Source organism: Terrabacter sp. LjRoot27 (assembly GCF_964254175.1).
In the GTDB taxonomy this organism is placed as follows: Bacteria; Actinomycetota; Actinomycetes; order Actinomycetales; family Dermatophilaceae; genus Terrabacter.
This window is the reverse complement of record NZ_CAXUSS020000001.1, coordinates 846,341-870,328: the sequence shown is the minus strand read 5'-3', so window position 1 is coordinate 870,328 and position 23,988 is coordinate 846,341. Positions and strand designations below refer to the sequence as shown.

Genomic DNA, 23,988 nt, shown 5'->3' with positions numbered 1-23,988 from the left:
AACCTGAACGATGGCAAAGCGAATCGACGTCAGCGACCTCAACGTCTACTACGGCTCCTTCAAGGCCGTGGAGGGTGTGACGATGACGGTCGAGCCCCGGTCCGTCACGGCCTTCATCGGCCCGTCCGGCTGCGGCAAGTCGACCTTCCTGCGCACCCTCAACCGGATGCACGAGGTGATCCCCGGCGGCCGCGTCGAGGGGAAGGTCATGCTCGACGACCAGGACCTCTACGCCAGCTCGATGGACCCCGTGACGGTGCGGCGGACCGTCGGCATGGTCTTCCAGCGGCCCAACCCCTTCCCGACGATGTCGATCTACGACAACGTCGCGGCGGGCCTGCGGCTCAACGGCGTCAAGAACAAGAAGACCCTCGACGGCATCGTCGAGCAGTCGCTCAAGGGCGCGAACCTCTGGACGGAGGTCAAGGACCGCCTGAGCAAGCCGGGCGCCGGCCTCTCCGGTGGCCAGCAGCAGCGCCTCTGCATCGCCCGGGCCATCGCGGTCCAGCCGCAGGTGCTCCTCATGGACGAGCCGTGCTCGGCCCTCGACCCGATCTCGACGCTTGCCATCGAGGACCTCATCAACGAGCTCAAGAACGACTTCACCATCGTCATCGTCACGCACAACATGCAGCAGGCGGCGCGCGTGTCCGACCGCACGGCCTTCTTCAACCTCAAGGCGACCGGTGAGCCGGGGCGCCTCGTCGAGATCGACGACACGACGCGGATCTTCAACAACCCGACCGAGCAGGCCACCGAGGACTACATCTCGGGCCGCTTCGGCTGAGCCGCCGGACCCCGGGGCGAAACCCGGGACCACGAAAGCGCCCACCCGACCGTCGAGGTCGGGTGGGCGCTTTCGTATGCCGTGCGCCGCGGGCGCCGGTCAGCGGAAGATCGCGCTGGCGTACCAGGCGAGGACGGCCACGAGGCCTGCGCCGGGGAAGGTGAAGACCCACGCCCCGACGATGTTGCCGGCGACGCTCCACCGCACGGCCGAGAGGCGCTTGGTCGCGCCGACACCCATGATCGCCGAGGTGATCGTGTGCGTCGTCGAGATCGGGGCACCGAAGGCCAGGCCGGCGACGTAGAGGATCGAGGCCGCCGTGGTCTCTGCCGCGAAGCCCTGCGGCGGGGTGAGGTCGATGATGCGCCGACCCAGCGTGCGCATGATGCGCCACCCACCGGCATACGTGCCGAGGGAGATGACGACGGCCGACAGGAGCAGGACCCAGATCGGGATGGTGTCGCTGTCGTGGTGGCCCGAGATGTTGAGGGCGAGCACGACGACACCGGCCGTCTTGGCCGCGTCCTGGAGGCCGTGGCCGAAGGCCATCGCGGCCGCCGACGCGGTCTGCGCCCAGCGGAAGCCACGGGTGACGCGGCCCGGGTTGGCGTTGCGGAAGATCCAGAAGATCGCCGTCATGACGAGGTAGCCGAGGGCGAGGCCGATGATCGGCGAGGCGATCATCGGGATGATGACCTTCTCCCAGATGACGTCCCACTTCACGGCGACGCCGGCGACGAGCGCCGCACCTGCGAGCCCGCCGATGAGGGCGTGCGAGGACGACGAGGGCAGTCCGAACCACCACGTCAGCAGGTTCCAGCCGATGGCCCCGATGAGAGCCGCTGCGACGAGCCAGAGCCCGTCGACGCCCTGCGGCTGCTCGATGATTCCGGAGCCGATCGTCTTGGCCACCTTCGAGCCGAAGAAGGCGCCGAAGAGGTTGGCGATGGCCGCCATGCCGAGCGCCACGCGGGGCGTCAGGGCCCGGGTCGAGACCGAGGTCGCGATCGCGTTGGCGGCGTCGTGGAAGCCGTTGGTGTAGTTGAAGCCCATGGCCAGCGCGATGACCGCACCGACCCCGAGGACGGGGATCGTGGTGTCCATCAGCGGGTCAGGACTCCTTGACCGCGATGCCCTCGACCACGTGGGCGACCTTCTCGAACGCGTCGGCGGCGTTCTCGAAGCCGTCGACGATGGCCTTGACCTTGATCACGTTGACCGGGTCGGGCGAGTTGTTGAAGAGCGCGGCCACCATCTTGCGGTGGAGGGAGTCGGCCTGGTTCTCGAGACGGTTGATCTCGATCCAGTAGCTCTTGAGGTCCTTCATCGAGCGCAGTCGCGGCATGGCCTCGGCCGTCACCTCGGCCATGCGGGCGAGGATCTCGAACTGCTCGGCGAGGCCCTCGGGGATCTCACCCATGCGGTAGAGCACGATGAGGTCGGCGGTCTCCTCGATGTAGTCCATGCAGTCGTCGAGGGACGCGGCGAGGTTGTGGATGTCCTCGCGGTCGAAGGGCGTGATGAACGAGCTGTTGACCTTGTTGATGAGCTCGTGCGTCGCGTCGTCGGCTGCGTGCTCGAGGTCCTTGAGCCGGTCAGCCACCGCCTGCCGCTTCGAGGGCTCGACCTCGAGGAACCGGGTCAGCTCCCGGGTGGCCTCGACGAGGAGTTGGGCGGAGGAGGTGAAGAGGGAGAAAAAGCTCGTGTCCTGGGGTGTGAGGCGAAAACCCACGGGGGCGCTCCGGTCGATCGAGGTCTGGTCCGGGAAGATGCTACGGCGTAGGAGTCACTCCGGCGCAACCCGGCGTCTGTCCGGCGTTCACACGGGACCGGCAGGACCGCTCCGCGCGACCACGCGCACGCACGCACAGGCACGCCGCAGCACCCGATCGTGCCTGCGGACGGAACGGGTCACTCCCCCGGCGCCGGGGGCGCCGACGCGTCTGCCGGGCTGCCGGCGGCCTCGCCCGGGATGCCGAGCAGCTCGTCGACCTCGTCGGGCGTGAAGTGACGCGGGCTGGAGGACGCCGCCACCACGAGGTCGCTCACCAGCTCGATCTCGTCGGCGAGCGCGACATCGAGCAGGTCACCGGACCGCTCCTCCTCGGGCGTCATGGGACCAATCTAGGCGCCCGTCAGGTGGTCGGTGGGGGGAAGGCCCAAACGAGATCGGTGCGGCCCGTGCTATGGGCGGCGCCGCGCGATGCCCGGCCCGCGAGGCTGCGTCGGGTCGGGAGCGCCTCTCGGCACAGGGCCGCTCGTAGCGGCTGAATTTGGGACCCGGGGCTACCACGACCCGACGCGCGTCAAGGATAAAGCCGGCCGAACGGATCACCAAAGATGCTCCGGCGCAAGACCCGAGCGCCACGAGCCCCCGCGAGGACGGCTTCGGCGGGGACGGCCGGTCAGTCGAGAGCGTCGGCACGCCACAGGCGCGCGCAGACGGTGAGGTCCTCGGCCATGACGAGGACGTTGGCCGCCTGCTCGGCGGACTCGTCGCCCGACGAGATGTCGGCCCGGCCGGCGGAGACGACGCGGCAGAACGCGGAGGCCCGCTCGAGGGCGACGGCGAGGTCGCCCTCGAAGACGCCGCGCAGCACCTCGTCGATGACCCGCCCCATCTCCTGGGGTCCGGGCGGCTCGGCCGCCCCGGCCACGGCGTGGTTGGGGCCGGTGAACCGGATGCCGGCGGCATACTCCCGGCTCGCCTCGTCGGGCGCCCGCTGCACCCACTCCCGGAGCACGTAGAGGCGCCACAGGGCGCCCGGGAGGGACCGGGCCGGGCGCTGGGACCACAGCTCGGCGAGGGTCGACAGGCCGATGTCGTCGACGAGCGCGACGAGCTTCCGGGTCACGGCCGGGTCGGAGGCCGCGCGTCCGGCGTGGACGAGCGCGAGGGCCGTCTCGTGGGCGACGTGGATCTGCTCCGTGGGGTCGTAGGCAGGACCGTGCGCCTCGAGGGCCGCCTCGCTGAAGAAGGCGGGCCGCCTGTGGGCGCGGTGGTCGCTCTCGCTCATCCCAGCAGGCTAACCCTCGGCGCCCACGCCGCCGGTCTGGCACGCTGCGCTCGTGAGCTCCCTCATGCCCCGCCTCGACCGCGTCACCCGCACGTTCTGGCGCACCACCGGACGGCCCGTCGACCTGGCCGGCACCCACGCGTGGCTGGACGCGCCGGTGCACGACGGCGCCGTCGTCGGCGACGCCTGGCTGGCGAGCGCCGCGACACGGTGGGGCGGCGAGGTGCGCGAGGACGTCGACGGTGCAGGTCTGCTCCCCGACCTCGAGGTGCTCGACGGTCCGGGCTTCCGCGCCGCGGCCCTGCACCCCGACGTCCGCGACTTCTACGAGCACACGTCGCGCTGGCGGATGGAGGTGTGGACGCAGTGGACGGCCGCCTTCCAGCCCGGGGGCGAGCTCGTGTCGCGCTTCTTCGGTCGACGGGTGCAGCAGCTGGCGCTGCCGATGCGGCCCCTCGACGTCGCCCACGGCATGGACAGCCGGGTCGCCGTCATCTCCGACGACACCGGCCGGCAGCGGGCCGCCGGGTGGATCCGCTCGCTGCGCTCGACCGGCGAGTACGTCTACAGCGGCTGCTACGCGACCCGGCTGCTGCCGGGTGCGGACCGACCGAGCGTCCACGTGACCTTCCCCCTCGAGGCGGGCAACGTCCAGGTGTTCCTGCGCCCCACGGTGCTGCCGGACGGGTCGCTGCAGCTCGACTCGCCCGCGGGGGCGTTCGGCGGCGACGGGGCGTACGTCGTCGTGACGGACGACCACCGGGCCCACGCAGCCCACGCAGCCCACGCAGCCCGCGCTCCCGTCCACGAGCGCTTCCGGGTCTATGTCGACGGCGAGGGGGTCCTGCGCACCGACCACGAGCTGCGGATGTGGTCGGCCACCGCAGTTCGCCTGCACTACAAGCTGACCCGCGTCAGCTGACGCGGTCACGCAAAGGGTGTGCCGTCCGCCCCGCCCACGAGGACGACGTGGAGCGTGCGGGGACCGTGGACGCCCTCGACGCGACTCAGCTCGATGTCACTCGTCGCCGACGGGCCGCTGATCCACGTCGTCGGGCGGGACGGGTCGAGGCGTCGCACGGCCGCCGGGACGTCGTCCACGACCTGGTCGGCCCGGACGACGCAGACGTGGACGTCGGGCACGAGAGTCAGCACCCGCCGCCCCTCCCCCGGCCCGTGCGAGAGCACGATCGTCCCGGTCGTCGCGACGGCGACCGTCGCCGTCGTGACCACGGCCGTCGTCGCGTCGAGGTCCGCCGCGGAGAGGGCGTCGTCGGGAAGGGCGCCGGCGACGGCATACGGCATCCCGTCGGGGACGACGACGGTGGCGCCCTCGGGCAGGGCCGCGGCGATGGCGGCGTCGACGCCGTCCGGGCCGCACCGCACGACGGTGGCGCGATAGTCCGCCACCCGCTCGGCGAAGAGGTCGACGTCACCGTCGCGCTCGGGCCGGTCGAGGGCAGGGACCTCGACGGGTCGCCGCGAGGACGCCACGGCGTCGCGCACCGCTGCGAGGATCTCGTCGCGCGCGCTCACCGGGTGCCCCCGTCGGTCCGCTTCCACCAGGCGCGGAAGGACTCCGCCGGCGGCGCAGGCAGGTCGCGTGCGTCGGTCCAGGCCGCCCCGGGCCCGGGCAGTCGACCGAGGAGCCGCCGGCCACCGGCACGCCTGTCGCGACGGGCGATTCGCGACATCGCGTCGAGGGCCCGGCCGGCGAGACCCGACGCGCGCTCGGCTGCGGCGAGACGCCCGCCCGACGCGAAGGTCGCGGCGGCCGCGCGCATGGCGAGCGCCTCCGGCTTGGGCACGCCGGAGCGGTGGGCGTCGACGACCTGGGCGCGCAGGTCGACGAGGACGCTCGGGATGTCGATGCGCACGGGACAGGCCTCGAAGCACGCGCCGCACAGCGACGACGCGTACGGCAGGGAGTCGGTCTGCTCGTCGTGGCCGACGCCCTTGAGGAGCGGGTTGAGGATGGCGCCGATGGGCCCGGGATAGACGGAGCCGTAGGCGTGGCCGCCCGTGCGCTCGTAGACCGGGCACACGTTGAGGCACGCGGAGCAGCGGATGCAGCGCAGTGCCTGGCGGCCGACCTCGTCGGCGAGCGCGCGCGTGCGGCCGTTGTCGAGGAGGACGACGTGCACCTCCTGCGGGCCGTCGCCGGGCGTCACGCCCGACCACGTCGAGGTGTAGGGGTTCATCCGCTCCCCCGTCGACGAGCGCGGCAGCAGGGTGAGGAAGACGTCGAGATCGGTCCACGTGGGCACGACCTTCTCGATGCCGACGACCGACACGAGCACCTCGGGCAGGGTCAGGCACATGCGGCCGTTGCCCTCGGACTCGACGACGACGAGGGTGCCCGAGTCGGCGACGGCGAAGTTAGCGCCGCTGACCCCGACCTTGGCCCGGAGGAACTTCTCGCGCAGGTGGAGGCGGGCTGCCTCGGCCAGGCGGGCCGGGTCGTCGGTGAGGTCGGCCGGGGCAGGGCGCCCCACGCGCGCCATCTCGCGCTCGAAGATGGCGCGGATCTCGGCGCGGTTGCGGTGGATGGCGGGGACGAGGATGTGGCTCGGGAGGTCGTCGCCCAGCTGGACGATGAGCTCGGCGAGGTCGGTCTCCCACGCCGAGATCCCTTGCGCCGCAAGGTACTCGTTGAGCTCGACCTCCTGCGTGGCCATCGACTTGACCTTGACGACCTCGTCGACCCCGTGGGCCCGGGCGACCTCGGCGACGACCTCGGAGGCCTCCTGCGCCGTGCGCGCCCAGTGCACGACGGCGCCGCGTGCCGTCAGCGACTCCTCGAGCCGGACGAGGTGCTCGTCGAGGTGGAGCAGGACGTCGTCCTTGATCGCCGCCGCCCGCAGGCGGAGCGCCTCCCAGTCGTCGACCTCGGCGACGACGGCCGCGCGCTTGGCTCGGATCGTCGTCGTCGCATGGGCGAGGTTGGCCCGCAGCTGGGTGTCGGCGAGGGCGGCGCGGGCGGCGGTGGGGAACGGCGGCATGCCGACGAAGGTGCGGCTCATCGGTGGCCTCCCGTCGCCGTCGCGCCCTCCGTCGAGGCGAGCACCTCGGCGAGGTGCATGACGCGGACCCCGGCCCGCTGCCGCGTCAGCAGGCCGCCGACGTGCATGAGGCACGAGCTGTCGCCGGCGACGAGGACCTCGGCTCCGGTCTCGCGCACGTGCCGGGCCTTGTCGGCGCCCATCGCGACGGAGGTGTCGGCGTTCTTGAGCGCGAAGGTGCCGCCGAAGCCGCAGCACTCGTCGGCGCGCGGGAGGTCGACGAGCCGGAGGCCGCGGACCGCGCGCAGCAGGCGTTCGGGGCGGTCGCCGACGCCGAGCATCCGCAGCGAGTGGCACGTCGGGTGGTAGGTCACCGAGTGCGGGAAGGAGGCGCCGACGTCCTCGACGCCGAGGTCGTCGACGAGGAACTCGGACAGCTCGCGCACCCGCGGCGAGATCTCGGCGACGGCGGTCGCGAGGCCCTGGTCCCCGGAGCGGCGGGCGACGATCGAGTGCTGGTGCCGGGCCGATCCGGCGCACGACCCGGAAGGGGTCACGATCGCGTCGTAGCCCTCGAAGGCCCGCACGAAGGTGCGCACCACCGGCACGGCCTCGTCGAGGTAGCCCGTGTTGACCATCGGCTGGCCGCAGCAGGTCTGGGCCGCGGGGAACTCGACGTCGACGCCCAACCGGCGCAGCAACGTCACGACGGCCTTGCCGGCGTCCGGGAACATCGCGTCGCCGAGGCAGGTCACCATCAACGCCACACGCATACCGACACCCTCGCACAGCGCAGGTGGACGATGAGGTGAGTCGTCCACGCCTCCTCGGCGCGGACCCGGACGGTGGAGGTCACGATGAGCGTCAAGGTCGAGCTGTCGGAGCTGGGCGAGGCGATGGGGCGGCACGACTACGCGTTCCTCGTGTGTCTGGGCGAGGAGCGGCCGCACGTGCTCGGCGTGCGACCCCGCCTCGACGGCGACCGTCTGCTCGTCGACCGCATCGGCGCGACGGCGACCCGACTGGTCGGCGAGCACGGCGGTGTCACGCTCGTCTTCCCACCGCGGGAGGCCGGTGACCGGTCGCTGCTCGTCGACGGCACGGTCGCCGAGATACGCGACGGTGAGCTCGTCGTGACGCCGGTGGGAGCGGTGCTGCACCGCCCGGCCTGAGCGACGCGCGGGGCCCATCCGAGGGGGCCCGCCCTGTACAGCCCTTGTGCAATGTTGAGACTTTGTCTAGGGTTCCCTCTGTCGGTCAAGAAAGTGCCGCCACCCACATCCCTGGATGGAGCAGACATGACCGACCCTTCGCGCGGTCCCCGCAAGGACGCCCGCACCCGTGAGCTCATCACCACCGTCCGCACCTCGGAGTCCGAGGCCGAGAAGGCGCAGGCACTCGAGACGGTGACCCGGCTGCACATGCCGCTGGCACGCTCCCTCGCCCACCGCTACTCCGGCAAGGGTCTCGACCGCGACGACCTCGAGCAGGTCGCGTTCCTCGCTCTCCTCAAGGCGATCCAGCGTTTCGACCTCGCCCAGGAGACGGAGTTCGGGGCCTACGCGACGCCCACCATCACCGGTGAGCTGCGCCGCCACTTCCGCGACCACGGGTGGCTCGTCCGGCCGCCGCGCGGGCTGCAGGAGCGGCGCCAGCTCGTCACCGACGCCCGCACCCGCCTCGAGCAGACGCTGGGCCACGAGCCCACGCAGTCCGATCTCGCCACCGCGCTCGACCTGACCCTCGAGCAGGTCAAGGAGGCCCAGGTCGCGTCGACGAACCTTCGACCCGCCTCGCTCGACGCCACGACGACCGAGGGAGGCCGCCCGGTCCTCGACCTCGTCGACGCCCGCGCGGAGCACCACGCGGACCCGGCGCTCGACGACGGCATCGTCGTGCGGACGGCTCTCAAGCGACTGCCCCCGCGTGACCAGGAGATCGTCGAGCTGCGCTTCGGACACGACATGACGCAGGCCGAGATCGCCCAGACCATGGGCCTCAGCGCCATGCAGGTGAGCCGGCTGCTGCGGCGCGTGCTCGCCGACCTGCGCGGCCACCTCGAGTCGGCAGAGCTCCTCAGCGCCTGACGGCGCGACCTCCGGCCCCCGGACGACGCAGCCCGCACCGCAGACGACGGCGGCGCGGGCTGCGTCGTCGTCTGCGGGCCGACCAGGGAGCAGAGTCGGACGTCGACCGTCCGGGACCCCGCCTACGGTCGACCCATGAGCACCCAGGAGACGACCAGCCCCACCCCGTGGGAGCCACCGATCGCGGGCACCGACGTCGAGCAGCTCGTCGGCTCGCTCGAGCGGATGCGCGCCACCTTCCGCTGGAAGGTCGACGACCTCGACAGCGCGGGACTGGGGGCCCGCATCGGGGCCTCGAGCCTCACCCTCGGCGGGCTCCTCAAGCACCTGGCGTCGTGCGAGGACCACACGTTCACGCACCGGCTGCGCGGCGAGCCGCTCGGTGCCCCGTGGGACGCGACGGGGTGGGACGGCAGCAACGACTGGGAGTTCGCGTCGGCGGCGCAGGACTCCCCGGAGACGCTCTACGACCTCTACGACGGCGCCGTGCAGCGATCACGGGTCCGACTCCGCGCGGTCCTCGAGCAGGGCGGTCTCGACCAGCCCGTCCACGCGTCCATGCCCGACGGGCGGCACGCGAACCTGCGCCGGCTCCTGTCCGACTTCGTCGAGGAGTACGGCCGCCACACCGGCCACGCCGACCTCCTGCGCGAGTCCGTCGACGGGCGCGTGGGTGAGGACCCGCCGGACGGATGGACACCGCAGTCGGGCCACTTCACCTTCGCGTGACGTCAGCCGGGCCGCCCGGCGAGCGACCCGGCATACGCCATCGCGGTGACGCCGACGGCGTCAGTGCTGGTAGGTGCCGTGGATGACGGCGCGGGCGAGCGTCTTGAACGCGAGGTTGAAGGACACGACGGCCGGCGACACCGAGTCGTCGACGCCCAGCGTCGGCTCGGAGACGGCGTGGACGACGAAGAAGTAGCGGTGCGGCATGTCGCCCTCGGGCGGCGCGGCACCCATGAAGCCCGCCTCGCCGCCGTCGTTGCGCACGTGGAAAGCCTTGCCCGGCAAGGCCTTCGACGCAGCACCCGTGTCGAGGGACGTGACGTCGGCCGGCACGTCGACCAGCACCCAGTGCCAGAAGCCCGACGGGGTGGGGGCATCGGGGTCGAAGCACGTCACGACGTAGCTCTGCGTCCCCTCGGGGGCACCGCTCCACGACAGCTGCGGGGAGGTGTTGCCCTCGGCGGCCACCTGGTCGTCCTTCAGGGGTGACCCGTCCGTCACGTCGGCGCTCGTCACCGTGAAGGACGGCACCTGCGGCAGCAGGTCGTAGGGATCGGGGGCGACCGGTCGGTCCAGGCTCATGCGGTCCTCCTGCTCAGTCGTTGACGTCTGCACCATACCCACCGACTCCGTATGCCGTCCGGCCCGAGGGCGCGTCCGCGGCCGCTGACTGCCTCCGCCATCTCACCCCGCGCGGGTGACGCCCGGGCCGGGTGTCGTGCGCGGACAATCGGCCATGAGACGCATTCCTGCCCTGGTCAGCACGCTTGCCTCAATGGTCGTGATCGCGGTCCTCGCTGCGTGCTCCGGCAGCGGGTCGGTCACCCTGCCCACGACGCTGCCGAGCATCAGTCGCTCGGCCCTGCCGTCCGCGAGCGAACCGGCTGCCAGCGAGCCGGCCGCGAGCGAGCCGGCCGCGAGCGAACCGGCGACGAGCGAACCGGCGGTCACGCTCCCGGAGCTGCCGACCCGGACCGTCCCGACCGAGACGGAGACCGTCACGCAGACGGAGACCCGGACGGAGACCCGGACGCAGACGGAGACGAGGACCCAGACGGCGACGGTGACCCGGACCGAGACCGAGACGGCCACGGTGACCGAGACACCGTCCGAGAGCGAGTCCCCCACGCCGACGCCGACCTCGACCGAGGCCGTGCCGGCGGAGGCCACCTCGGGACAGGGGACGACGTGGTGGCCGTGGCTGCTGCTCCTGCTCATCCTGCTCGGCGCGCTCGCCTGGTTCCTGATCCGACGGCGCCAGGCACAGGCAGAGCTCCAGGCCTGGGACGACCGGCTGCTCGCCGCCGAGCGGGAGGCGTCCTGGGTCGAGGACTCGCTCACCACGCAGGTCCTGGAACGGCCGAGCGCCGCTGAGGCGCTGCCGATCTGGACGGCCGCCCAGCCGCGCCTGCTCGAGATCGACGAGGCCTTCCACGCCCTGGCGACCGAGGCGCCGGACGGGGCCCGCGCCGGGCGGGTCACCGACATCCGTGGTCTCCTCCGCGGGCTCGTCGAGGCCGTGGGCGCCGACCTCGCGACGACACCGACAGCCGACCCAGACCAGTTCCGGGCTCGTCGCGCCGTCATCGACTCGGCCAGGCGCGAGCTGCGGGCCACCCTCGGTCCCGTCGAGAGCCCGGCCGCCGCTCCGGGAGCGGACCAGCCGGACGCCGGCGCCTGACGGTCGGGCGGTCCTTTGCCGGCTGCACGAGCCACGCGGCGTGGGGGTCCGCACGTTCGGCCCGATCCCTCGTTACGCTGAAGGTCACGAAACGTGACAAAGCAGACAGGGGTCCGGATGCGCGAGCAACGAGAAGCGCACAGCACCGGGGCGGTGCGACGCGGACCCGCGCACCGGACGACGGCCGAGCCCGCCTCGGCGCCCGCGGCCGCGCCCGGGGGCACCCCGGCGTCCCCGGCCGAGCCCGTGCAGGCGGCTGCGGCCGGCTTCCCGGTCTTCGCCGTCCGCGAGTGGGCCGCCCGCCTCTACGAGCAGGAGCGGCTCGAGCGCGACGCCGTCTGGTGGCGCCAGGCGTGGCCCTTCGCGGTGGCGCTCGCGCTCGCCGCGGCGGCCGCCGGCGTCGCCTGGCGGTGGCCGGTCCGCGAGTCCGACCTCGCGCTCGGCGCAGCGGTCGTCCTGGCCGCCGCCGCCGTCGGCGTGACGGTCGGCGGCCTGCTCCGGGTGAGGGCGGTCCGAGCGCGGCGTGCCGCGGCCGCAGCCCGGCCGGCCACCGTCGAGAGCCTCCCCGCGAGCGCCCGCGCGGTCGTGCTCGAGTCACCGCGCCTGCGCTTCCGTCGGCCCTCCGACGGCCCGGGTTTCGTGGCGCTGCGTGACGACGTGGCCGCCGCGGCACCCATGGGCGAGTTCGCGGCCTCCGTCCTCGTCTGGTCCCTCGTCATGCGCGGCCACGTCGACGGCACCCTCGAGGACTGGGTGCGCGGCCGCCACACCTGACTCGCCCCCTCGACGATTGTCCTGCTGATCCGCCCGGCGTTACGATCCGAACGGCGGGTGCCCATGAAACGGGCGAAGAAGCCGTGTCTGCGCGAGGGTGCAGTCCTGTTCCCCGACATCGGGGTCCTGCCGGCTCGCTGCCGACCGGCCGCAGCCGTGCGATTGCGCAGGCGAAGGAGTCCCACCATGCTGACCAAAGCCCTCCTCGTGCGTCTCGAGGCCCTGCCGGGCAAGGAGACCGAACTCGCAGACTTCCTCAGCGGAGCCCGGTCGATCGTGATGGAGGAGCCGGGCACCGTCGCCTGGTTCGCCATCCAGTTCGGCCCATCGACCTTCGGCGTGTACGACGTGTTCCCCGATGACGAAGCCCGAGACGCCCACCTCGCGGGTGGAGTGGGCCAGGCGCTCGGACCGAACACGGGCGTGCTGTTCTCCGAGCCCCAGATCGAGAAGATCGACATTCTCGCTGACAAGGTCCCGGGCTGAACCGCACCCTCGCCCGCTCCAGCCGGCGTCTGGAGGGAGAGACGAGCAACCCCGTCGAGGCGCCCCTGGTGCGCCACGTCCGCGGGTCGACGGGGCGTGCTGCCGACGGGTGCGCCCCGCGGTGTGCCCGACCGGTCTTCGGGCGTCTGGCACGCGAGACCACGGGCTGCCGCGACCGCCGCTGCGGCCGGTGAGGCATACTTGCGGCGGGCCGGGGCGCAGGCGGAGCCGAATGGGACGTTGTCCCCATCGTTCTCCCTGTCGGTGTCCCCACCCACCGGGCCTCTAGCTCAGTCGGTAGAGCATCGGACTTTTAATCCGCCGGTCGTCGGTTCGAGCCCGACGGGGCCCACCACAGCTCGGCGCAGGCGAAGGACTACTTGGTCCAGCGCTTCACGTGCTTCGCACTGAACCGCGCCCACAGGACGGCGAACTCCGCTTCGGCTCGTTCCGCTCGTGCCTGCTCCAATGCGTGCAGACGACCGACGGTGAAGGCGTTCTCGCCGTCCAGGTGAGCTCGCATGCCGAGCTCACGCAGTCGTCCGCGCGCGACGACCGTGTCCTGGTGTATCCCGAGCGTCTGCTGGATCTCCTTCGTGTCTCTGGCGAGGGCCCGTGCCCGATGTCCCAGCACCGATGCGGCGGACTCGGCGGCGTACCGCAGGCGCTTGGCCTTCTTGCGGGCCTCGTGGAACGCGTGGTCGCGATCGGCGGGGTCGTCGGAGTCCTCGATCGCCCGCACGGCTCGCGCGAGGCGTTTCACGTCCCTGGCCAGCAGGCCCGGCATCGCCTTCTTCGCGGCTCGGTGGCCGTACGACCGGAGCGGCGGAGAGGCGATCAGCGCGTCGATGGCATCGAGGAGCCGGATGAACCGATCACTGTCCAAGGCCTGCTTGGCCACGACCCGACCGGCTTCGAACTCGGCGCTCAGCTCGTCGTCGAGGCGTGCGCGCACCGACCCGACCACCAGCTCCGGGGGTTCGGAGTCGAGGACGGCGCCCAGGTGCTCACGGAGCACCTGCGCGTCCCGGGCCGTCGCGAACGACTCGCCCAGCCAGCGGAGCTCGACGCGCACGGGATCTGTGACGGAGGTGTCCAGCATGGGGCGGAACGTCGTCAGGGTCGAGCGCAGCCGTCGGGCGGCGATACGCATGCGGTGGACGGCCTCGGCCTCATCTGCGCGGACGCCCGCGTCCTGTTCCAGCAACCGTGCCAGGTGCTTCTCCAGCTCTGCGCTGAGCACCTGCTCCACCGTGACCTCGGCTCCACCGCTCGTCGAGCGGGGCGCCGAGCTGTCGGCAGGCAGCTCCCCGATCACGCGCGCCAGCTTGGAGCTCACGGACGCCGGCGAGGCCCCGGCGCCCAACAGCCGTTCGCCGACGGCGTCGAGCAGGGAGCGTGGCCCTGTCTTGAGCTCGACCTCCCACTCCCGCCACACCAGCTCTCCCTCGGGGTCGTCGAGGTGCCGGGCTCGCACGCGGTCGTCCGAGACGAGGGCGAGGACCGAACCGGCGGAGTCGACGAGCGGGTACTCTCGCCGATCAGTGCTCACGGTGGCGACCGGCTCGAGGGGCCGAACCCGAGCGATGGAGCGCACCCGCGCGAGGAAGGTCTCGGGCACCTCTCTCGTCGCTCCCAGCGGTTCGCCCAGCTCGGTGCGGGTGTCCGGGCCGGCCGGGAGCTTGAGGTGCCAGCCGTCGTCATACCCGCCCGTGCGGCGCCGCAGCGTCAGTCCTCGGCGGGCGAGGTCGAGCCCTGGCGTGTCGAAGTACACCGCCTCGAGCCCGTACGTCTGAGGCTGACCGACCGAGCCGACGCCGTCCGTCTCCGCGAGATCAGGGAACACCACGGCACCGTCGACGTCGTACTTGCGTTCGATCTCATCGTGGTGTGAACGACCCATCTCCCGATTCTCGCGCACGTTCGAGCTCGCGCTCGGTGTTCGGGCCGGGACACGTACACTCGCGTGCTGGTGGGCCCTCGTCACGAGAACGGCAGGCCCGGACCGGGTCTTGGTCGACGCGACGCCGGCGCGAGCCCTACGGGCCCACCGGCTTGCGTCGAGTCAACGCCCCGGCGCGGGCCTGGGTACGCCGTCAGCTCCGACCAGGAAGTCACCACCGTGAACGACGCGTTCGTCTACGACGCCGTCCGCACCCCGTTCGGCCGCTTCGGGGGTGCCCTCGCGGCGACCCGCCCCGATGACCTCGCGGCCCTCGTGGTGCGCGCCATCGCCGAGCGCTCCCCCGGCCTCGCCGCCGACGCGGGCCTGGTCGACGAGGTCGTCTTCGGCAACGCCAACGGCGCGGGCGAGGAGAACCGCAACGTCGCGCGGATGGCGACCCTGCTCGCTGGACTCCCGACGAGCATCCCGGGCACGACGGTCAACCGACTCTGCGGATCGAGCCTCGACGCGGCGATCATCGCCTCGCGCCAGATCGAGACGGGCGACGCCGACGTCGTGCTCGTCGGCGGCGTCGAGTCGATGACGCGCGCTCCCTGGGTCATGCCGAAGACCGAGAAGCCTTATCCCGTAGGCAATCTCGAGCTCTCGTCGACGACGCTCGGCTGGCGGCTCGTCAACCCGAAGATGCCGTCGGAGTGGACGGTGTCGCTCGGTGAGGCCACGGAGCAGCTGCGCGAGCGGCACGGCGTGACCCGTGAGCGGCAGGACGCGTTCGCCGCGCGGTCGCACCGGCTCGCGGACGCCGCCTGGACGGAGGGCTTCTACGACGACCTCGTCGTGCCGGTCCCCGGTGTCGAGCTCGCCCGGGACGAGTCGATCCGCGCCGACACGACGGTCGAGCGCCTCGCCGGGCTGCGCACCTCGTTCCGCGCGGAGGGGGGCACGGTCACCGCCGGCAACGCCTCGCCGCTCAACGACGGCGCGTCGGCCGTCCTGCTCGGCAGCGCGAGCGCCCGGGAGCGCCTCGGGCTCGACCCGGTAGCGCGCATCGCCGGTCGCGGTGCTAGCGCGCTCGACCCGCAGCTCTTCGGCTTCGCGCCGGTCGAGGCCGCCGAGCGGGCTCTCGCCCGTGCCGGCATCACGTGGTCCGACGTGTCGGCCGTCGAGCTCAACGAGGCGTTCGCCGCACAGTCGGTCGCCTGCGTGGACGCGTGGGGCATCGACCCCGAGATCGTCAACCGGCACGGCGGGGCCATCGCCATCGGCCACCCCCTCGGCGCGTCCGGGGGTCGCATCCTCGGCACGCTCGCGCGTGACCTGCAGAGGTCCGGGGGACGATGGGGCGTCGCCTGCATCTGCATCGGCGTCGGCCAGGGACTCGCCGTCGTCCTCGAGAACGTCACCACCTGAGAACCTTCGATCAACCCGGCTCAGGGAACTCCTGAGGTCGCCGATCCCGGTGCGTTGCAACGCTTCCGCGACAACGGCATCGAGGTCGTCATCGCGCCCCGGCGCGACTGACGAGGCCAGGTATGCCGCCCAGCCGGGTGGGCGGCATACGCCATCTGTCGTCGTGGCGGGCGCTCAGTCCTCGACGACGGTCGTCATGACCCAGTCGCGCACCTGCGGCATGTCCTCGAGGTGCTCGACGATGTAGGCCTGGTGCTTCGCGAGCTGCGCCTCGCACCAGGCCTTGACCTCGCTCGACCCGCGCACCTGGCGGCCGGCGTTGTTGATCGCGTCCATGACGAGGGAGTAGCGGTCGACGCCGTTGCGCACGACCATGTCGAACGGTGTCGTCGTCGTGCCCTCCTCGCTGAAGCCGCGCACGTGGAAGCGGTCGGCGTCGGGCCGTCCGTGGACGAGCTGGTGGATGGCGCCGTGGTAGCCGTGGAAGGCGAAGACGACGTCGACGTGGTCGGTGAAGAGCTCGCCGAACCGCACGTCGTCCATGCCGTGCGGGTGGCTGCGGGCTCGGGGCAGCGTCATGAGGTCGACGACGTTGACGACGCGGACGCGCAGCTGGGGCAGCTTCTCCTTGAGGATCTGCGCAGCGGCGACGACCTCCATCGTCACGACGTCGCCCGCGCAGGCGAGCACGAGGTCGGGGTCGCGGTCGCCGTCGTCGGTGCCGGCCCAGTCCCAGATCCCGGCGCCGGCCGCACAGTGCGCGACGGCCTCGTCCATCGTCAGCCACTGCGGCTGCGGCTGCTTGTCGATGACGACGAGGTTGACGTAGTTCTTCGACCGGAAGCAGTGGTCGGCAACGGAGAGAAGGCAGTTCGCGTCCGGCGGCAGGTAGATCCGCGACACCTCGCCGCGCGCGTTGAGCACCGTCTGGATGAGCCCGGGACCCTGGTGCGAGAAGCCGTTGTGGTCGTTGCGCCACGCGGTGGACGTCAGCAGGATGTTGAGACTCGGCACGTCCGCGCGCCAGTCGAGCTTGTTGGCCTCCTGCAGCCACTTGCTGTGCTGCACCGTCATCGACGCGCTCACCATCGCGAACGCCTCGTACGTCGCGAAGAGGCCGTGGCGGCCGGTCAGCGTGTAGCCCTCGAGCCAGCCGTGGCACGAGTGCTCCGAGAGCACCTCCATGACGCGCCCGTCGTGCGAGAGCTTCTCGTCCTGCTCGAGCACCAGCTCGGCCGTCATCCGGTCGGAGACGTCGAAGACGGCGCCGACCCTGTTGCTGTTGGTCTCGTCGGGGCTGAAGAGCCGGAAGGTCGTCGGGTTGCGCACGTAGAGCTCGCGCATCAGCTCGCCGAGGGCGCGCGTCGACTCCTCCCGGGTCGCCGCCGGCGACGGCACGTCCCGCGCGAAGTCGCGGAAGTCGGGGATGTCGAGCTCGGTGCTGAGGACGCCACCGTTCGCGTGCGGGGAGGCGCTCATCCGCAGGTCGCCCTCCGGGTTCGCCTGCAGCACCAGGTCCGTCGGCCTGCCGGACTCGTCGAAGAGCTCCTCGGGCCGGTACGAGCGCAGCCAGGTCTCGAGGACCTCGAGGTGCTCCGGGTTGTCCTTGACGCCCGAGAGCGGCACCTGGTGCGAGCGCCACGAGCCGGTGACGGGGATGCCGTCGACCTCCTCCGGGCCGGTCCACCCCTTCGGCGTGCGCAGCACGATGAGCGGCCACCGCGGCCGCTCCCCCATCGTCCAGCCGTCGGCCCGCGCCTCCTGCTGGATGGCGCGGATCCGGCCGTATGCCGTCGCCAGCGTCTCCGCGAAGCGCTCGTGCATGCCCGGCACGTCGTCACCCTCGACCTCGAGCACGTCGTAGCCGTGCCCCTCGAGCAGCCTGCGCACCTCGGCCGGGTCCTTGCGGCCGAGCACCGTGGGGCCGGCGATCTTGTAGCCGTTGAGGTGCAGGACCGGCAGGACCGCGCCGTCGCGACGCGGGTTGAGGAACGAGATGCCCTTCCACGAGCCCTCGAGCGGCCCGGTCTCGGCCTCCCCGTCACCGACGACGGCGAGCGCGAGCAGGTCCGGGTTGTCCATGACGGCCCCGAACGCGTGGACGAGGACGTAGCCGAGCTCGCCTCCCTCGTGGATCGAGCCGGGCGTCGTGACGGAGACGTGGCTCGGGATGCCACCGGGCGCCGAGAACTGGCGGAAGAGACGGCGCACGCCGTCCTCGTCGCACGTCACCTTCGGGTAGATCTCGGAGTACGTGCCCTCGAGGTAGCCGGCCGCGACGAGCGCGGGACCACCGTGACCGGGACCGGTGAGGTAGATCGTCTCCTGACCGGTGTGCCGGATGACCCGCGACATGTGGGTGTAGACGAAGGACAGCCCGGGGCTCGTGCCCCAGTGTCCGAGCAGCCGCGGCTTGACGTCGTCCGGCACGAGTGGCCGGCGCAGGAGCGGGTTGTCCTGCAGGTAGATCTGCCCGATCGTCAGGTAGTTGTCGGCCCGCCACCACGCGTCCATCGACGCGATCTCGTCGGCGGTCGGGGCCGGTACGGTGGCGGTCGTCGGGGTCTGGGTCGTCGTCACGGCGGGGGCCTCTCGAGGGTTCGGCGATCGTGCGTCCCGTCGAGCCTCACCGACCGGGGCCCTGCTGACAAGGGGACGAAGCCCCCGGAGCCCTCGGACCTGACCACACGGCATACGCCCTCGGGTGGACCGCCGCACCCGGACAGAGCAGTGGGCCGGTCCCCGTCGGGACCGACCCACCCCACTCCGGAAGGTCAGCGGTTGAAGGCGTCCTTGACGTCGTCGCCCGCGTCCTTGAGCTGCTCGCCCCGCTGCTTGAGGTCTGCCGAGGCCTGGTCACGCTCGCCCTCGGCCTCGAGTCGCTCGTTGTCGGTGACCTTTCCGGCGGCTTCCTTGGCCTTGCCCTTGAGGTCTTCACCCATGTTCTTGGCCTTGTCTTCGGTACCCATGTCAGGGCTCCTTTCGCCTTCGATCGGATACCACTCCCCCTACCCGGTCACCCTCGATCGCCACCACACCGCGACGACGACGTCCACCGGGGCGTCGGACGTCACAGGGCGTCGGTGCCTTTTGCGACACTGGGGTGGTGTCAGCGAACCCGGGTCCCGCGTCGGACCAGCCCGAAGCGTCCGCGCCGTCCGGTCGCGCGCCCCAGACCCGTGACCTGAGCCGGTTCGCCTACCTCTCCATCGCGGCCGCGGTCGTCACCATCACGCTCAAGGTCATCGCGTGGCGCATCACCGGCTCGGTGGGCCTTCTCTCCGACGCGGCCGAGTCGGTGGTCAACCTCGTCGCCGCGATCGCCGTGCTCATCGCGCTCAAGGTCGCCGCGATGCCGGCCGACAAGAACCACCACTTCGGCCACACCAAGGCCGAGTACTTCTCGGCGGCCGTCGAGGGGATGATGATCTTCGTCGCCGCCCTCGTCATCATGTACACCGCGGTCGAGCGGTTCCTGCACCCGCAGCCCATCGAGAACGTCGGCCTCGGCCTCGCCATCTCGGTCGTCGCGTCGGCCGTCAACGGCGGCGTGGCGATCGTGCTGCTGCGCGCCGGGCGTCGCTACCGCTCGCTGACGCTCACCGCCGACGGCAAGCACCTCATGACCGACGTGTGGACGTCCGCCGGGGTCGTCGTCGGCGTCGTGCTCGTCGCCCTCACCGGGATCGCGCGTCTCGACCCCGTCATCGCCTTCCTCGTCGGCATCAACATCGTCTGGACCGGGTGGAAGCTCATCCGCGAGTCCACCGAGGGCCTCATGGACATCTCGATGCCCAAGGAGGACAACCGTGCGATCGCCGAGATCCTCGCCCGCTTCGTCACGCGCGAGGTCCACTTCCACGCGCTGCGCACCCGGGTCTCGGGCCACCACCGGTTCGCCGAGGTGCACGTGCTCGTGCCCGGGGCGTGGACGGTCCAGCAGGGGCACGACCTCGTCGAGGAGGTCGAGGAGGCCGTGCACCGCGGGTTCGGCGAGATCGCCCTGACGTGCCACCTCGAGCCCTCCGAGGACCCTCGCGCCTACGGCGACTACACGGCCGAGTTCCCCATCCCGACCCACGACGACATCGTCGCCGCGCACGGGTCGACACCGCGGGGCGACGACCAGGCATGAGCCGCGCGCACGTCGTCCTCCCCTCGCCCGTCGGCGAGCTGACCGTCGTCGCCGAGGACGGCGCCATCACGCACCTGCTCATGGACGCCGCGAAGTACCGTCCTGACGACCCCGAGGTGCTCGGCGATGCCGGTGACCCGTCCGACGAGCCCTTCGCGGCGGCCGCGGTGCAGCTCGCCGCGTACTTCACCGGCGCCCTGACCGAGTTCGACCTGCCGCTCGCGCCCCGCGGCGACGTCTTCCACCAGAAGGTGTGGGCGCTGCTGCGCGAGATCCCCTACGGCCAGACGCGCAGCTACGGCGACCTCGCGCGGGCGCTCGGCGACCGCAACCTCGCCCAGGCCGTCGGCACGGCCAACGGCTGCAACCCCATCGCCGTCGTCGTGCCGTGCCACCGCGTCATCGGCGCCGACGGCTCCCTCGTGGGGTATGCCGGAGGGCTGGGTCGCAAGCGCTTCCTCCTCGCGCTCGAGGAGCCTCCCGCCGCCGACTCCGGTCGCCTCTTCTGACAGGGGTCACCCGACGCCCGTGCGACGACGCCGTCACCCACCACTCGAGTGAGCGCCCCGTCCCACTCGAGTGAGCGTCCCGCCCCGTCCGCCACACTGGGACCTCACACTTCCGCGGGCCGGAGCGTCTACAGGGCATGAAGCGACCGTTCGAGCAGGCCGTCACCGAGCACGGGGCCGTCGTGCTGCGCGTCTGCCGCGCCGTGCTCGGCCCGACCGAGGCCGACGACGCATGGTCCGAGACCTTCCTCTCGGCCCTGCGTGCCTGGCCCGACCTGCCCGACGACGCGAACGTCCGGGCGTGGCTCGTCACCATCGCGCACCGCAAGGCCGTCGACGTCGCCCGAGCGGGCGCCCGACACGCCGTCCCGGTCGCGGTGGTGCCCGACGCCACCGCTCCACGCGCCGACCAGCCGGAGGAGGCCCTGCCCGACGGGGACCTCTGGACGGCCGTCGCCGCACTCCCCGAGAAGCAGCGCCTCTGCGTGGCCTACCACCACGTGGCGGGGCTGCCCCACCCCGAGGTCGCCCGCATCGTCGGCGGCACACCCGCGGCAGCACGCCGCGCGGCGGCCGACGGGATCGCGCGGCTCCGGTCCACGTACGCCACCGACGGAAGGGTGAGCACCCATGTCTGACCACACGACCCAGCTCCTCACCGAGCCCCTGACCGGCGAGGACGCACGCCTCGCCGCCCTCCATGCAGCCCTCGTCGACCGTGCCTCCGCAGAGTCCGCCGTCGACGTGACCTACCGCCTCGTGGACTCGCCCGTCGGGTCGCTGCTGCTCGCCGCGACCGAGAGCGGGGTCGTACGCGTGGCCTTCGAGACCGAGGGCCACGACCGGGTCCTCGAGTCGCTCGGGTCGTCCGTCGGCTCGCGGATCCTGCGCGGCGGCGACCGTCTCGACCCGCTGGCCCGAGAGCTCGACGACTACTTCGCCGGCCGGCGACAGGGCTTCGACATCCCGCTCGACCTGCGCCTGGCCCGCGGTTTCCGGCTCACGGTGCTCCGGCACCTCGGCGAGATCCCCTACGGATCGACCGAGAGCTACGGGGAGGTCGCCGTGGCGTCGGGCAGCCCGCGCGCCGTCCGCGCGGTCGGGTCGGCGTGCGCGACGAACCCGCTGCCGATCGTCGTGCCGTGCCACCGCGTCGTCCGCTCGGACGGCTCGCTCGGCGGCTACCTCGGTGGCCTGCCCGCCAAAGAGCGGCTCCTCGCCCTCGAGCGCGCCGCCTGACCTCCATCTGCCGTGACCGGGCGCTGACTCGAGTGGGACGGGGCGCTCACTCGAGCGGGGGTGGGACGATCGGGGGCATGCGCCTCGGAGACCCGTCGTGAGCTGGCCCGTGCGAGCGACGAAGGTCGTCTACGAGAACCCGTGGATCCGGGTCCGTGAGGACGCCGTGACCCGACCCGACGGCACCGACGGCATCTTCGGGGTCGTCGAGATGCAGCGCCCCGCCGTGTTCGTCGTGGCCCTGACCGACGACGACGAGGTCGTCCTCGTGACCCTCGACCGGCACACCGTCGGCACCTCCGTCGAGGTCCCTGCCGGCGGCACCGACGGCCAGGACCCTCTCGAGGCCGCCCGGCGAGAGCTCGCCGAGGAGACCGGCCTCGTGGCCCGGGACTGGCGACAGGTCGGCACGATGAACGCCCTCAACGGCGTGTGCCGGGCACCGGAGGTCGTCTTCCTCGCCACCGGGCTCGAGCCGGCACCGGGCGTCCACGACAGCGCGGCCCGCGCCGAGGAGGGCATCCGGGACGTCCGCCGGGTCCCGGTCCGAGAGGTCATCGACCTGGTCGGTGACGGCACGATCACCGACGGCGAGACGGTCGCCGCGCTCATGCTCGCGCTCGTCGCCCTCGGGAGGGTCTCCTGAGCCCTCTCGGCAGCCCGCGACGCCGCGACGACCGCGCCACCCGGCATACGCCATCGGGTGAGATCGGAGCCGAGTGCAACGGTTCGCCGTGCCCCTGTGTCTAGGTGGGTGTACGACACTGACAGCCAGACGATCGGCACCACCGATGACGACCGGGACCGGCGGGAGCACATGAGACGCAGGGACGAGGCGGCGTTCCGCAGCTTCGTGGAGGAGCGGCAGACGATGCTGCGCCGACGCGCCTACCTGCTCTGCGGCAACTGGGCCGACGGCGACGAGCTCGTCCAGGAGGCCCTGGCGCGCGTCTACGTCGCCTGGCCGCGCATCGCCACCGGCGCCGAGACGGCCTACACGAGACGCACGATGATGAACCTCTACCTCAACGACCAGCGCAAACGGCGCCGCGAGGTCCTCACCGACGAGGCCCCCGAGCCGGCCACGACCGACCACGACCGCGAGCTCGCGATGACCCTGACCGACCTGCTGCGCGACCTTCCCGAGAAGCAGCGCGCCGTCCTCGTCCTCCGCTTCTGGGAGGACCTCACGGTGCCCCAGATCGCCGAGTGCACGGGCGTGGCCGAGGGCACCATCAAGAGCCAGATATCGCGCGGGCTCGCCGCCCTGCGAGACCGGCTCGCCGAACCACCACTGACCGGGGCGGGAGCCTTCCCATGAGCGACGACACGACGAGCGGACCCGGCACCGCGCCGGAGGAGGGCGAGCTGCAGCTGCGAAAGGCGCTGTCCACCATGAACGACCTCGAACCACCCCGGGACGACCTCTTCGCCCAGCGCGCCCTGATGCGCGGGCGGGCCCGCACCTCACGCCGCCGCTCCACGCTGCTCGGCGCCGCGGCCGCGCTCGTCGTGGTCGGCGCGGTCGGCGGCTCGTGGATGGCACTCAGCCAGGGCGGCGGGTCGGCGAGCAGTGCGAGCGCGGGCTCGGCCCCCGAGGTCATGAAGGACGCGACCGGGAGCGCGGGCGCCGACAACGGCGCCCGCGGCCCCGCGACCCTCAGTGGCAGCGAGGCCCCGACGGGCGTCGACCTCGTCCCGTCGGCGCCGCCCGCCCGTGACAGCACGCGCTGGTTCGGCACCCTCTCGACCCTGCAGACGAACGCGTTCGACGCCGTCGAGCCCACCGTGGCCGCGCGCTGGCCCGACGTCTTCTCGGGGGCGTACGCCGCCGATGCCGCAGGCGCCCGCGTGGCCGTCGTCGTCACCCGGCACGACCCCGACCTCGAGGCCTTCGTGGCCGCCGCGATGCCGGCACCGACCGATGTGGAGTTCGTCGTCATGAGCCATTCCCTGGCCGAGAAGCAGAAGGTGGCGAAGGAGATCATCGACCAGCGAATGCTCTGGCGTTCCAAGGGGATCGAGATCATCGCCGTGACCCAGGACGCCCGCGCCGACCAGGTCGTCGTCATGGCCGACGAGGGCTCGTCGCCCGGTCTCATCGCGCAGCAGTACGGCGACATCGTGAGGGTCGTCCCGTCGACCCCGACGGCTCCGGGCAAGTTCCCGGACGGGAGCACGCTGCCGACCCTGCAGCAGTAGGAGGGCGCGTCGTCGGCCGCCGCG

27 protein-coding genes and 1 tRNA gene are annotated in these 23,988 nt (G+C 72.1%); 17 read left to right on the top strand and 11 right to left on the bottom strand.

Annotated features, from left to right (window positions below):
* The first annotated feature begins 10 nt into the window (after positions 1 to 10).
* Positions 11 to 787 (top strand): phosphate ABC transporter ATP-binding protein PstB, encoded by a 777-nt coding sequence (gene pstB, locus ACSQ2D_RS04025; RefSeq protein ID WP_435984733.1) that lies wholly within the window; start codon positions 11 to 13, stop codon positions 785 to 787.
* A 99-nt stretch (positions 788 to 886) separates the two neighbouring features.
* Here pstB and ACSQ2D_RS04020 read toward each other — a convergent pair whose 3' ends face one another.
* The 4 genes from ACSQ2D_RS04020 to ACSQ2D_RS04005 all read right to left on the bottom strand — a co-directional run bounded on the left by ACSQ2D_RS04020 (position 887) and on the right by ACSQ2D_RS04005 (position 3,804).
* Entirely contained in the window at positions 887 to 1,891 is a 1,005-nt protein-coding gene (locus tag ACSQ2D_RS04020; protein WP_435984732.1) for an anion permease, read from the bottom strand.
* 7 nt (positions 1,892 to 1,898) lie between these two features.
* Positions 1,899 to 2,519 carry a DUF47 domain-containing protein gene (locus ACSQ2D_RS04015; protein ID WP_435984731.1) on the bottom strand — a complete coding sequence of 207 codons (621 nt, stop codon included), beginning with the start codon at positions 2,517 to 2,519 and terminating at the stop codon, positions 1,899 to 1,901.
* Positions 2,520 to 2,698: 179 nt separating this feature from the next.
* The gene (locus ACSQ2D_RS04010; protein WP_435984730.1) at positions 2,699 to 2,902 is read right to left on the bottom strand and encodes a hypothetical protein; all 204 of its coding nucleotides are present in this window, start codon (positions 2,900 to 2,902) and stop codon (positions 2,699 to 2,701) included.
* A gap of 290 nt (positions 2,903 to 3,192) precedes the next feature.
* Positions 3,193 to 3,804, bottom strand: a complete 612-nt coding sequence (locus ACSQ2D_RS04005; protein WP_435984729.1) for a hypothetical protein — start codon at positions 3,802 to 3,804, stop codon at positions 3,193 to 3,195.
* A gap of 52 nt (positions 3,805 to 3,856) precedes the next feature.
* On the opposite strand from ACSQ2D_RS04005, the gene ACSQ2D_RS04000 reads away from it, so the two are divergent.
* Positions 3,857 to 4,726, top strand: coding sequence for a hypothetical protein (locus tag ACSQ2D_RS04000; RefSeq protein WP_435984728.1), 870 nt, complete (start codon positions 3,857 to 3,859; stop codon positions 4,724 to 4,726).
* Positions 4,727 to 4,731: 5 nt separating this feature from the next.
* Here ACSQ2D_RS04000 and ACSQ2D_RS03995 read toward each other — a convergent pair whose 3' ends face one another.
* From ACSQ2D_RS03995 to ACSQ2D_RS03985, 3 genes are read right to left on the bottom strand one after another with little or no spacing between them, the layout of a single operon-like run.
* Entirely contained in the window at positions 4,732 to 5,340 is a 609-nt protein-coding gene (locus ACSQ2D_RS03995; protein ID WP_435984727.1) for a LutC/YkgG family protein, read from the bottom strand.
* Positions 5,337 to 6,827: a lactate utilization protein B gene (locus ACSQ2D_RS03990; protein ID WP_435984726.1), complete on the bottom strand. Its 1,491-nt coding sequence runs from the start codon at positions 6,825 to 6,827 to the stop codon at positions 5,337 to 5,339. The genes ACSQ2D_RS03995 and ACSQ2D_RS03990 overlap by 4 nt, the downstream gene beginning before the upstream one ends.
* A complete protein-coding gene (locus tag ACSQ2D_RS03985; protein ID WP_435984725.1) occupies positions 6,824 to 7,579 on the bottom strand; it encodes a (Fe-S)-binding protein in 756 nt (251 codons plus the stop codon). Before ACSQ2D_RS03985 ends, ACSQ2D_RS03990 begins: the two co-directional genes overlap by 4 nt.
* Positions 7,580 to 7,663: 84 nt before the next feature.
* On the opposite strand from ACSQ2D_RS03985, the gene ACSQ2D_RS03980 reads away from it, so the two are divergent.
* The 3 genes from ACSQ2D_RS03980 to ACSQ2D_RS03970 all read left to right on the top strand — a co-directional run bounded on the left by ACSQ2D_RS03980 (position 7,664) and on the right by ACSQ2D_RS03970 (position 9,622).
* Positions 7,664 to 7,978 carry a hypothetical protein gene (locus ACSQ2D_RS03980; protein ID WP_435984724.1) on the top strand — a complete coding sequence of 105 codons (315 nt, stop codon included), beginning with the start codon at positions 7,664 to 7,666 and terminating at the stop codon, positions 7,976 to 7,978.
* Positions 7,979 to 8,104: 126 nt separating this feature from the next.
* A complete protein-coding gene (locus ACSQ2D_RS03975; RefSeq protein ID WP_435984723.1) occupies positions 8,105 to 8,893 on the top strand; it encodes a sigma-70 family RNA polymerase sigma factor in 789 nt (262 codons plus the stop codon).
* A gap of 135 nt (positions 8,894 to 9,028) precedes the next feature.
* Entirely contained in the window at positions 9,029 to 9,622 is a 594-nt protein-coding gene (locus ACSQ2D_RS03970; RefSeq protein WP_435984722.1) for a mycothiol transferase, read from the top strand.
* Between the two features lie 60 nt (positions 9,623 to 9,682).
* Here the strand turns inward: ACSQ2D_RS03970 and ACSQ2D_RS03965 are convergent, their stop codons facing one another.
* Positions 9,683 to 10,204: a YbhB/YbcL family Raf kinase inhibitor-like protein gene (locus ACSQ2D_RS03965; RefSeq protein ID WP_435984721.1), complete on the bottom strand. Its 522-nt coding sequence runs from the start codon at positions 10,202 to 10,204 to the stop codon at positions 9,683 to 9,685.
* Positions 10,205 to 10,397: 193 nt separating this feature from the next.
* Here ACSQ2D_RS03965 and ACSQ2D_RS03960 point away from each other — a divergent pair, with 193 nt between their 5' ends.
* From ACSQ2D_RS03960 to ACSQ2D_RS03945, 4 genes are all read left to right on the top strand, one after another.
* Complete coding sequence (locus ACSQ2D_RS03960; RefSeq protein WP_435984720.1) at positions 10,398 to 11,303, top strand: hypothetical protein; 906 nt, start codon at positions 10,398 to 10,400, stop codon at positions 11,301 to 11,303.
* Between the two features lie 93 nt (positions 11,304 to 11,396).
* A complete protein-coding gene (locus tag ACSQ2D_RS03955) occupies positions 11,397 to 12,077 on the top strand; it encodes a hypothetical protein (RefSeq protein WP_435987880.1) in 681 nt (226 codons plus the stop codon).
* A gap of 186 nt (positions 12,078 to 12,263) precedes the next feature.
* Positions 12,264 to 12,563 (top strand): putative quinol monooxygenase, encoded by a 300-nt coding sequence (locus ACSQ2D_RS03950; protein WP_435984719.1) that lies wholly within the window; start codon positions 12,264 to 12,266, stop codon positions 12,561 to 12,563.
* Between the two features lie 279 nt (positions 12,564 to 12,842).
* Positions 12,843 to 12,918 (top strand) — tRNA-Lys (locus ACSQ2D_RS03945).
* Positions 12,919 to 12,939: 21 nt separating this feature from the next.
* Here the strand turns inward: ACSQ2D_RS03945 and ACSQ2D_RS03940 are convergent.
* A complete protein-coding gene (locus ACSQ2D_RS03940) occupies positions 12,940 to 14,466 on the bottom strand; it encodes a CHAD domain-containing protein (protein ID WP_435984718.1) in 1,527 nt (508 codons plus the stop codon).
* Between the two features lie 219 nt (positions 14,467 to 14,685).
* Between ACSQ2D_RS03940 and ACSQ2D_RS03935 the strand changes: the two genes are divergently transcribed.
* Positions 14,686 to 15,879, top strand: a complete 1,194-nt coding sequence (locus ACSQ2D_RS03935; protein WP_435984717.1) for a thiolase family protein — start codon at positions 14,686 to 14,688, stop codon at positions 15,877 to 15,879.
* 174 nt (positions 15,880 to 16,053) lie between these two features.
* Here the strand turns inward: ACSQ2D_RS03935 and ACSQ2D_RS03930 are convergent, their stop codons facing one another.
* Positions 16,054 to 18,459 carry a phosphoketolase family protein gene (locus ACSQ2D_RS03930; protein WP_435984716.1) on the bottom strand — a complete coding sequence of 802 codons (2,406 nt, stop codon included), beginning with the start codon at positions 18,457 to 18,459 and terminating at the stop codon, positions 16,054 to 16,056.
* Between the two features lie 194 nt (positions 18,460 to 18,653).
* Entirely contained in the window at positions 18,654 to 18,848 is a 195-nt protein-coding gene (locus ACSQ2D_RS03925; protein WP_435984715.1) for a CsbD family protein, read from the bottom strand.
* Positions 18,849 to 18,982: 134 nt separating this feature from the next.
* On the opposite strand from ACSQ2D_RS03925, the gene ACSQ2D_RS03920 reads away from it, so the two are divergent.
* From ACSQ2D_RS03920 to ACSQ2D_RS03890, 7 genes are all read left to right on the top strand, one after another.
* Positions 18,983 to 20,014, top strand: a complete 1,032-nt coding sequence (locus ACSQ2D_RS03920; RefSeq protein ID WP_435984714.1) for a cation diffusion facilitator family transporter — start codon at positions 18,983 to 18,985, stop codon at positions 20,012 to 20,014.
* A complete protein-coding gene (locus ACSQ2D_RS03915; protein ID WP_435984713.1) occupies positions 20,011 to 20,523 on the top strand; it encodes a methylated-DNA--[protein]-cysteine S-methyltransferase in 513 nt (170 codons plus the stop codon). Before ACSQ2D_RS03920 ends, ACSQ2D_RS03915 begins: the two co-directional genes overlap by 4 nt.
* A 137-nt stretch (positions 20,524 to 20,660) precedes the next feature.
* Positions 20,661 to 21,161: an RNA polymerase sigma factor gene (locus ACSQ2D_RS03910; protein ID WP_435984712.1), complete on the top strand. Its 501-nt coding sequence runs from the start codon at positions 20,661 to 20,663 to the stop codon at positions 21,159 to 21,161.
* The gene (locus tag ACSQ2D_RS03905; RefSeq protein ID WP_435984711.1) at positions 21,154 to 21,762 is read left to right on the top strand and encodes a methylated-DNA--[protein]-cysteine S-methyltransferase; all 609 of its coding nucleotides are present in this window, start codon (positions 21,154 to 21,156) and stop codon (positions 21,760 to 21,762) included. The genes ACSQ2D_RS03910 and ACSQ2D_RS03905 overlap by 8 nt, the downstream gene beginning before the upstream one ends.
* Before the next feature lie 97 nt (positions 21,763 to 21,859).
* Positions 21,860 to 22,408 carry an NUDIX domain-containing protein gene (locus ACSQ2D_RS03900; RefSeq protein ID WP_435984710.1) on the top strand — a complete coding sequence of 183 codons (549 nt, stop codon included), beginning with the start codon at positions 21,860 to 21,862 and terminating at the stop codon, positions 22,406 to 22,408.
* A 171-nt stretch (positions 22,409 to 22,579) separates the two neighbouring features.
* Positions 22,580 to 23,083 (top strand): SigE family RNA polymerase sigma factor, encoded by a 504-nt coding sequence (locus ACSQ2D_RS03895; protein WP_028785343.1) that lies wholly within the window; start codon positions 22,580 to 22,582, stop codon positions 23,081 to 23,083.
* Entirely contained in the window at positions 23,080 to 23,964 is an 885-nt protein-coding gene (locus ACSQ2D_RS03890; protein WP_435984709.1) for a hypothetical protein, read from the top strand. The genes ACSQ2D_RS03895 and ACSQ2D_RS03890 overlap by 4 nt, the downstream gene beginning before the upstream one ends.
* Positions 23,965 to 23,988 lie beyond the last annotated feature (24 nt).

Bases quoted from the DNA above. Each gene is read 5' to 3' on its own strand.
- pstB (WP_435984733.1), top strand. From the start codon at position 11: ATGGCAAAGCGAATCGACGTCAGCGACCTCAACGTCTACTACGGCTCC.
- ACSQ2D_RS04020 (WP_435984732.1), bottom strand. From the start codon at position 1,891: ATGGACACCACGATCCCCGTCCTCGGGGTCGGTGCGGTCATCGCGCTG.
- ACSQ2D_RS04010 (WP_435984730.1), bottom strand. From the start codon at position 2,902: ATGACGCCCGAGGAGGAGCGGTCCGGTGACCTGCTCGATGTCGCGCTC.
- ACSQ2D_RS04005 (WP_435984729.1), bottom strand. From the start codon at position 3,804: ATGAGCGAGAGCGACCACCGCGCCCACAGGCGGCCCGCCTTCTTCAGC.
- ACSQ2D_RS03990 (WP_435984726.1), bottom strand. From the start codon at position 6,827: ATGAGCCGCACCTTCGTCGGCATGCCGCCGTTCCCCACCGCCGCCCGC.
- ACSQ2D_RS03985 (WP_435984725.1), bottom strand. From the start codon at position 7,579: ATGCGTGTGGCGTTGATGGTGACCTGCCTCGGCGACGCGATGTTCCCG.
- ACSQ2D_RS03980 (WP_435984724.1), top strand. From the start codon at position 7,664: ATGAGCGTCAAGGTCGAGCTGTCGGAGCTGGGCGAGGCGATGGGGCGG.
- ACSQ2D_RS03975 (WP_435984723.1), top strand. From the start codon at position 8,105: ATGACCGACCCTTCGCGCGGTCCCCGCAAGGACGCCCGCACCCGTGAG.
- ACSQ2D_RS03970 (WP_435984722.1), top strand. From the start codon at position 9,029: ATGAGCACCCAGGAGACGACCAGCCCCACCCCGTGGGAGCCACCGATC.
- ACSQ2D_RS03965 (WP_435984721.1), bottom strand. From the start codon at position 10,204: ATGAGCCTGGACCGACCGGTCGCCCCCGATCCCTACGACCTGCTGCCG.
- ACSQ2D_RS03960 (WP_435984720.1), top strand. From the start codon at position 10,398: ATGGTCGTGATCGCGGTCCTCGCTGCGTGCTCCGGCAGCGGGTCGGTC.
- ACSQ2D_RS03950 (WP_435984719.1), top strand. From the start codon at position 12,264: ATGCTGACCAAAGCCCTCCTCGTGCGTCTCGAGGCCCTGCCGGGCAAG.
- ACSQ2D_RS03940 (WP_435984718.1), bottom strand. From the start codon at position 14,466: ATGGGTCGTTCACACCACGATGAGATCGAACGCAAGTACGACGTCGAC.
- ACSQ2D_RS03925 (WP_435984715.1), bottom strand. From the start codon at position 18,848: ATGGGTACCGAAGACAAGGCCAAGAACATGGGTGAAGACCTCAAGGGC.
- ACSQ2D_RS03915 (WP_435984713.1), top strand. From the start codon at position 20,011: ATGAGCCGCGCGCACGTCGTCCTCCCCTCGCCCGTCGGCGAGCTGACC.
- ACSQ2D_RS03910 (WP_435984712.1), top strand. From the start codon at position 20,661: ATGAAGCGACCGTTCGAGCAGGCCGTCACCGAGCACGGGGCCGTCGTG.
- ACSQ2D_RS03905 (WP_435984711.1), top strand. From the start codon at position 21,154: ATGTCTGACCACACGACCCAGCTCCTCACCGAGCCCCTGACCGGCGAG.
- ACSQ2D_RS03895 (WP_028785343.1), top strand. From the start codon at position 22,580: ATGAGACGCAGGGACGAGGCGGCGTTCCGCAGCTTCGTGGAGGAGCGG.
- ACSQ2D_RS03890 (WP_435984709.1), top strand. From the start codon at position 23,080: ATGAGCGACGACACGACGAGCGGACCCGGCACCGCGCCGGAGGAGGGC.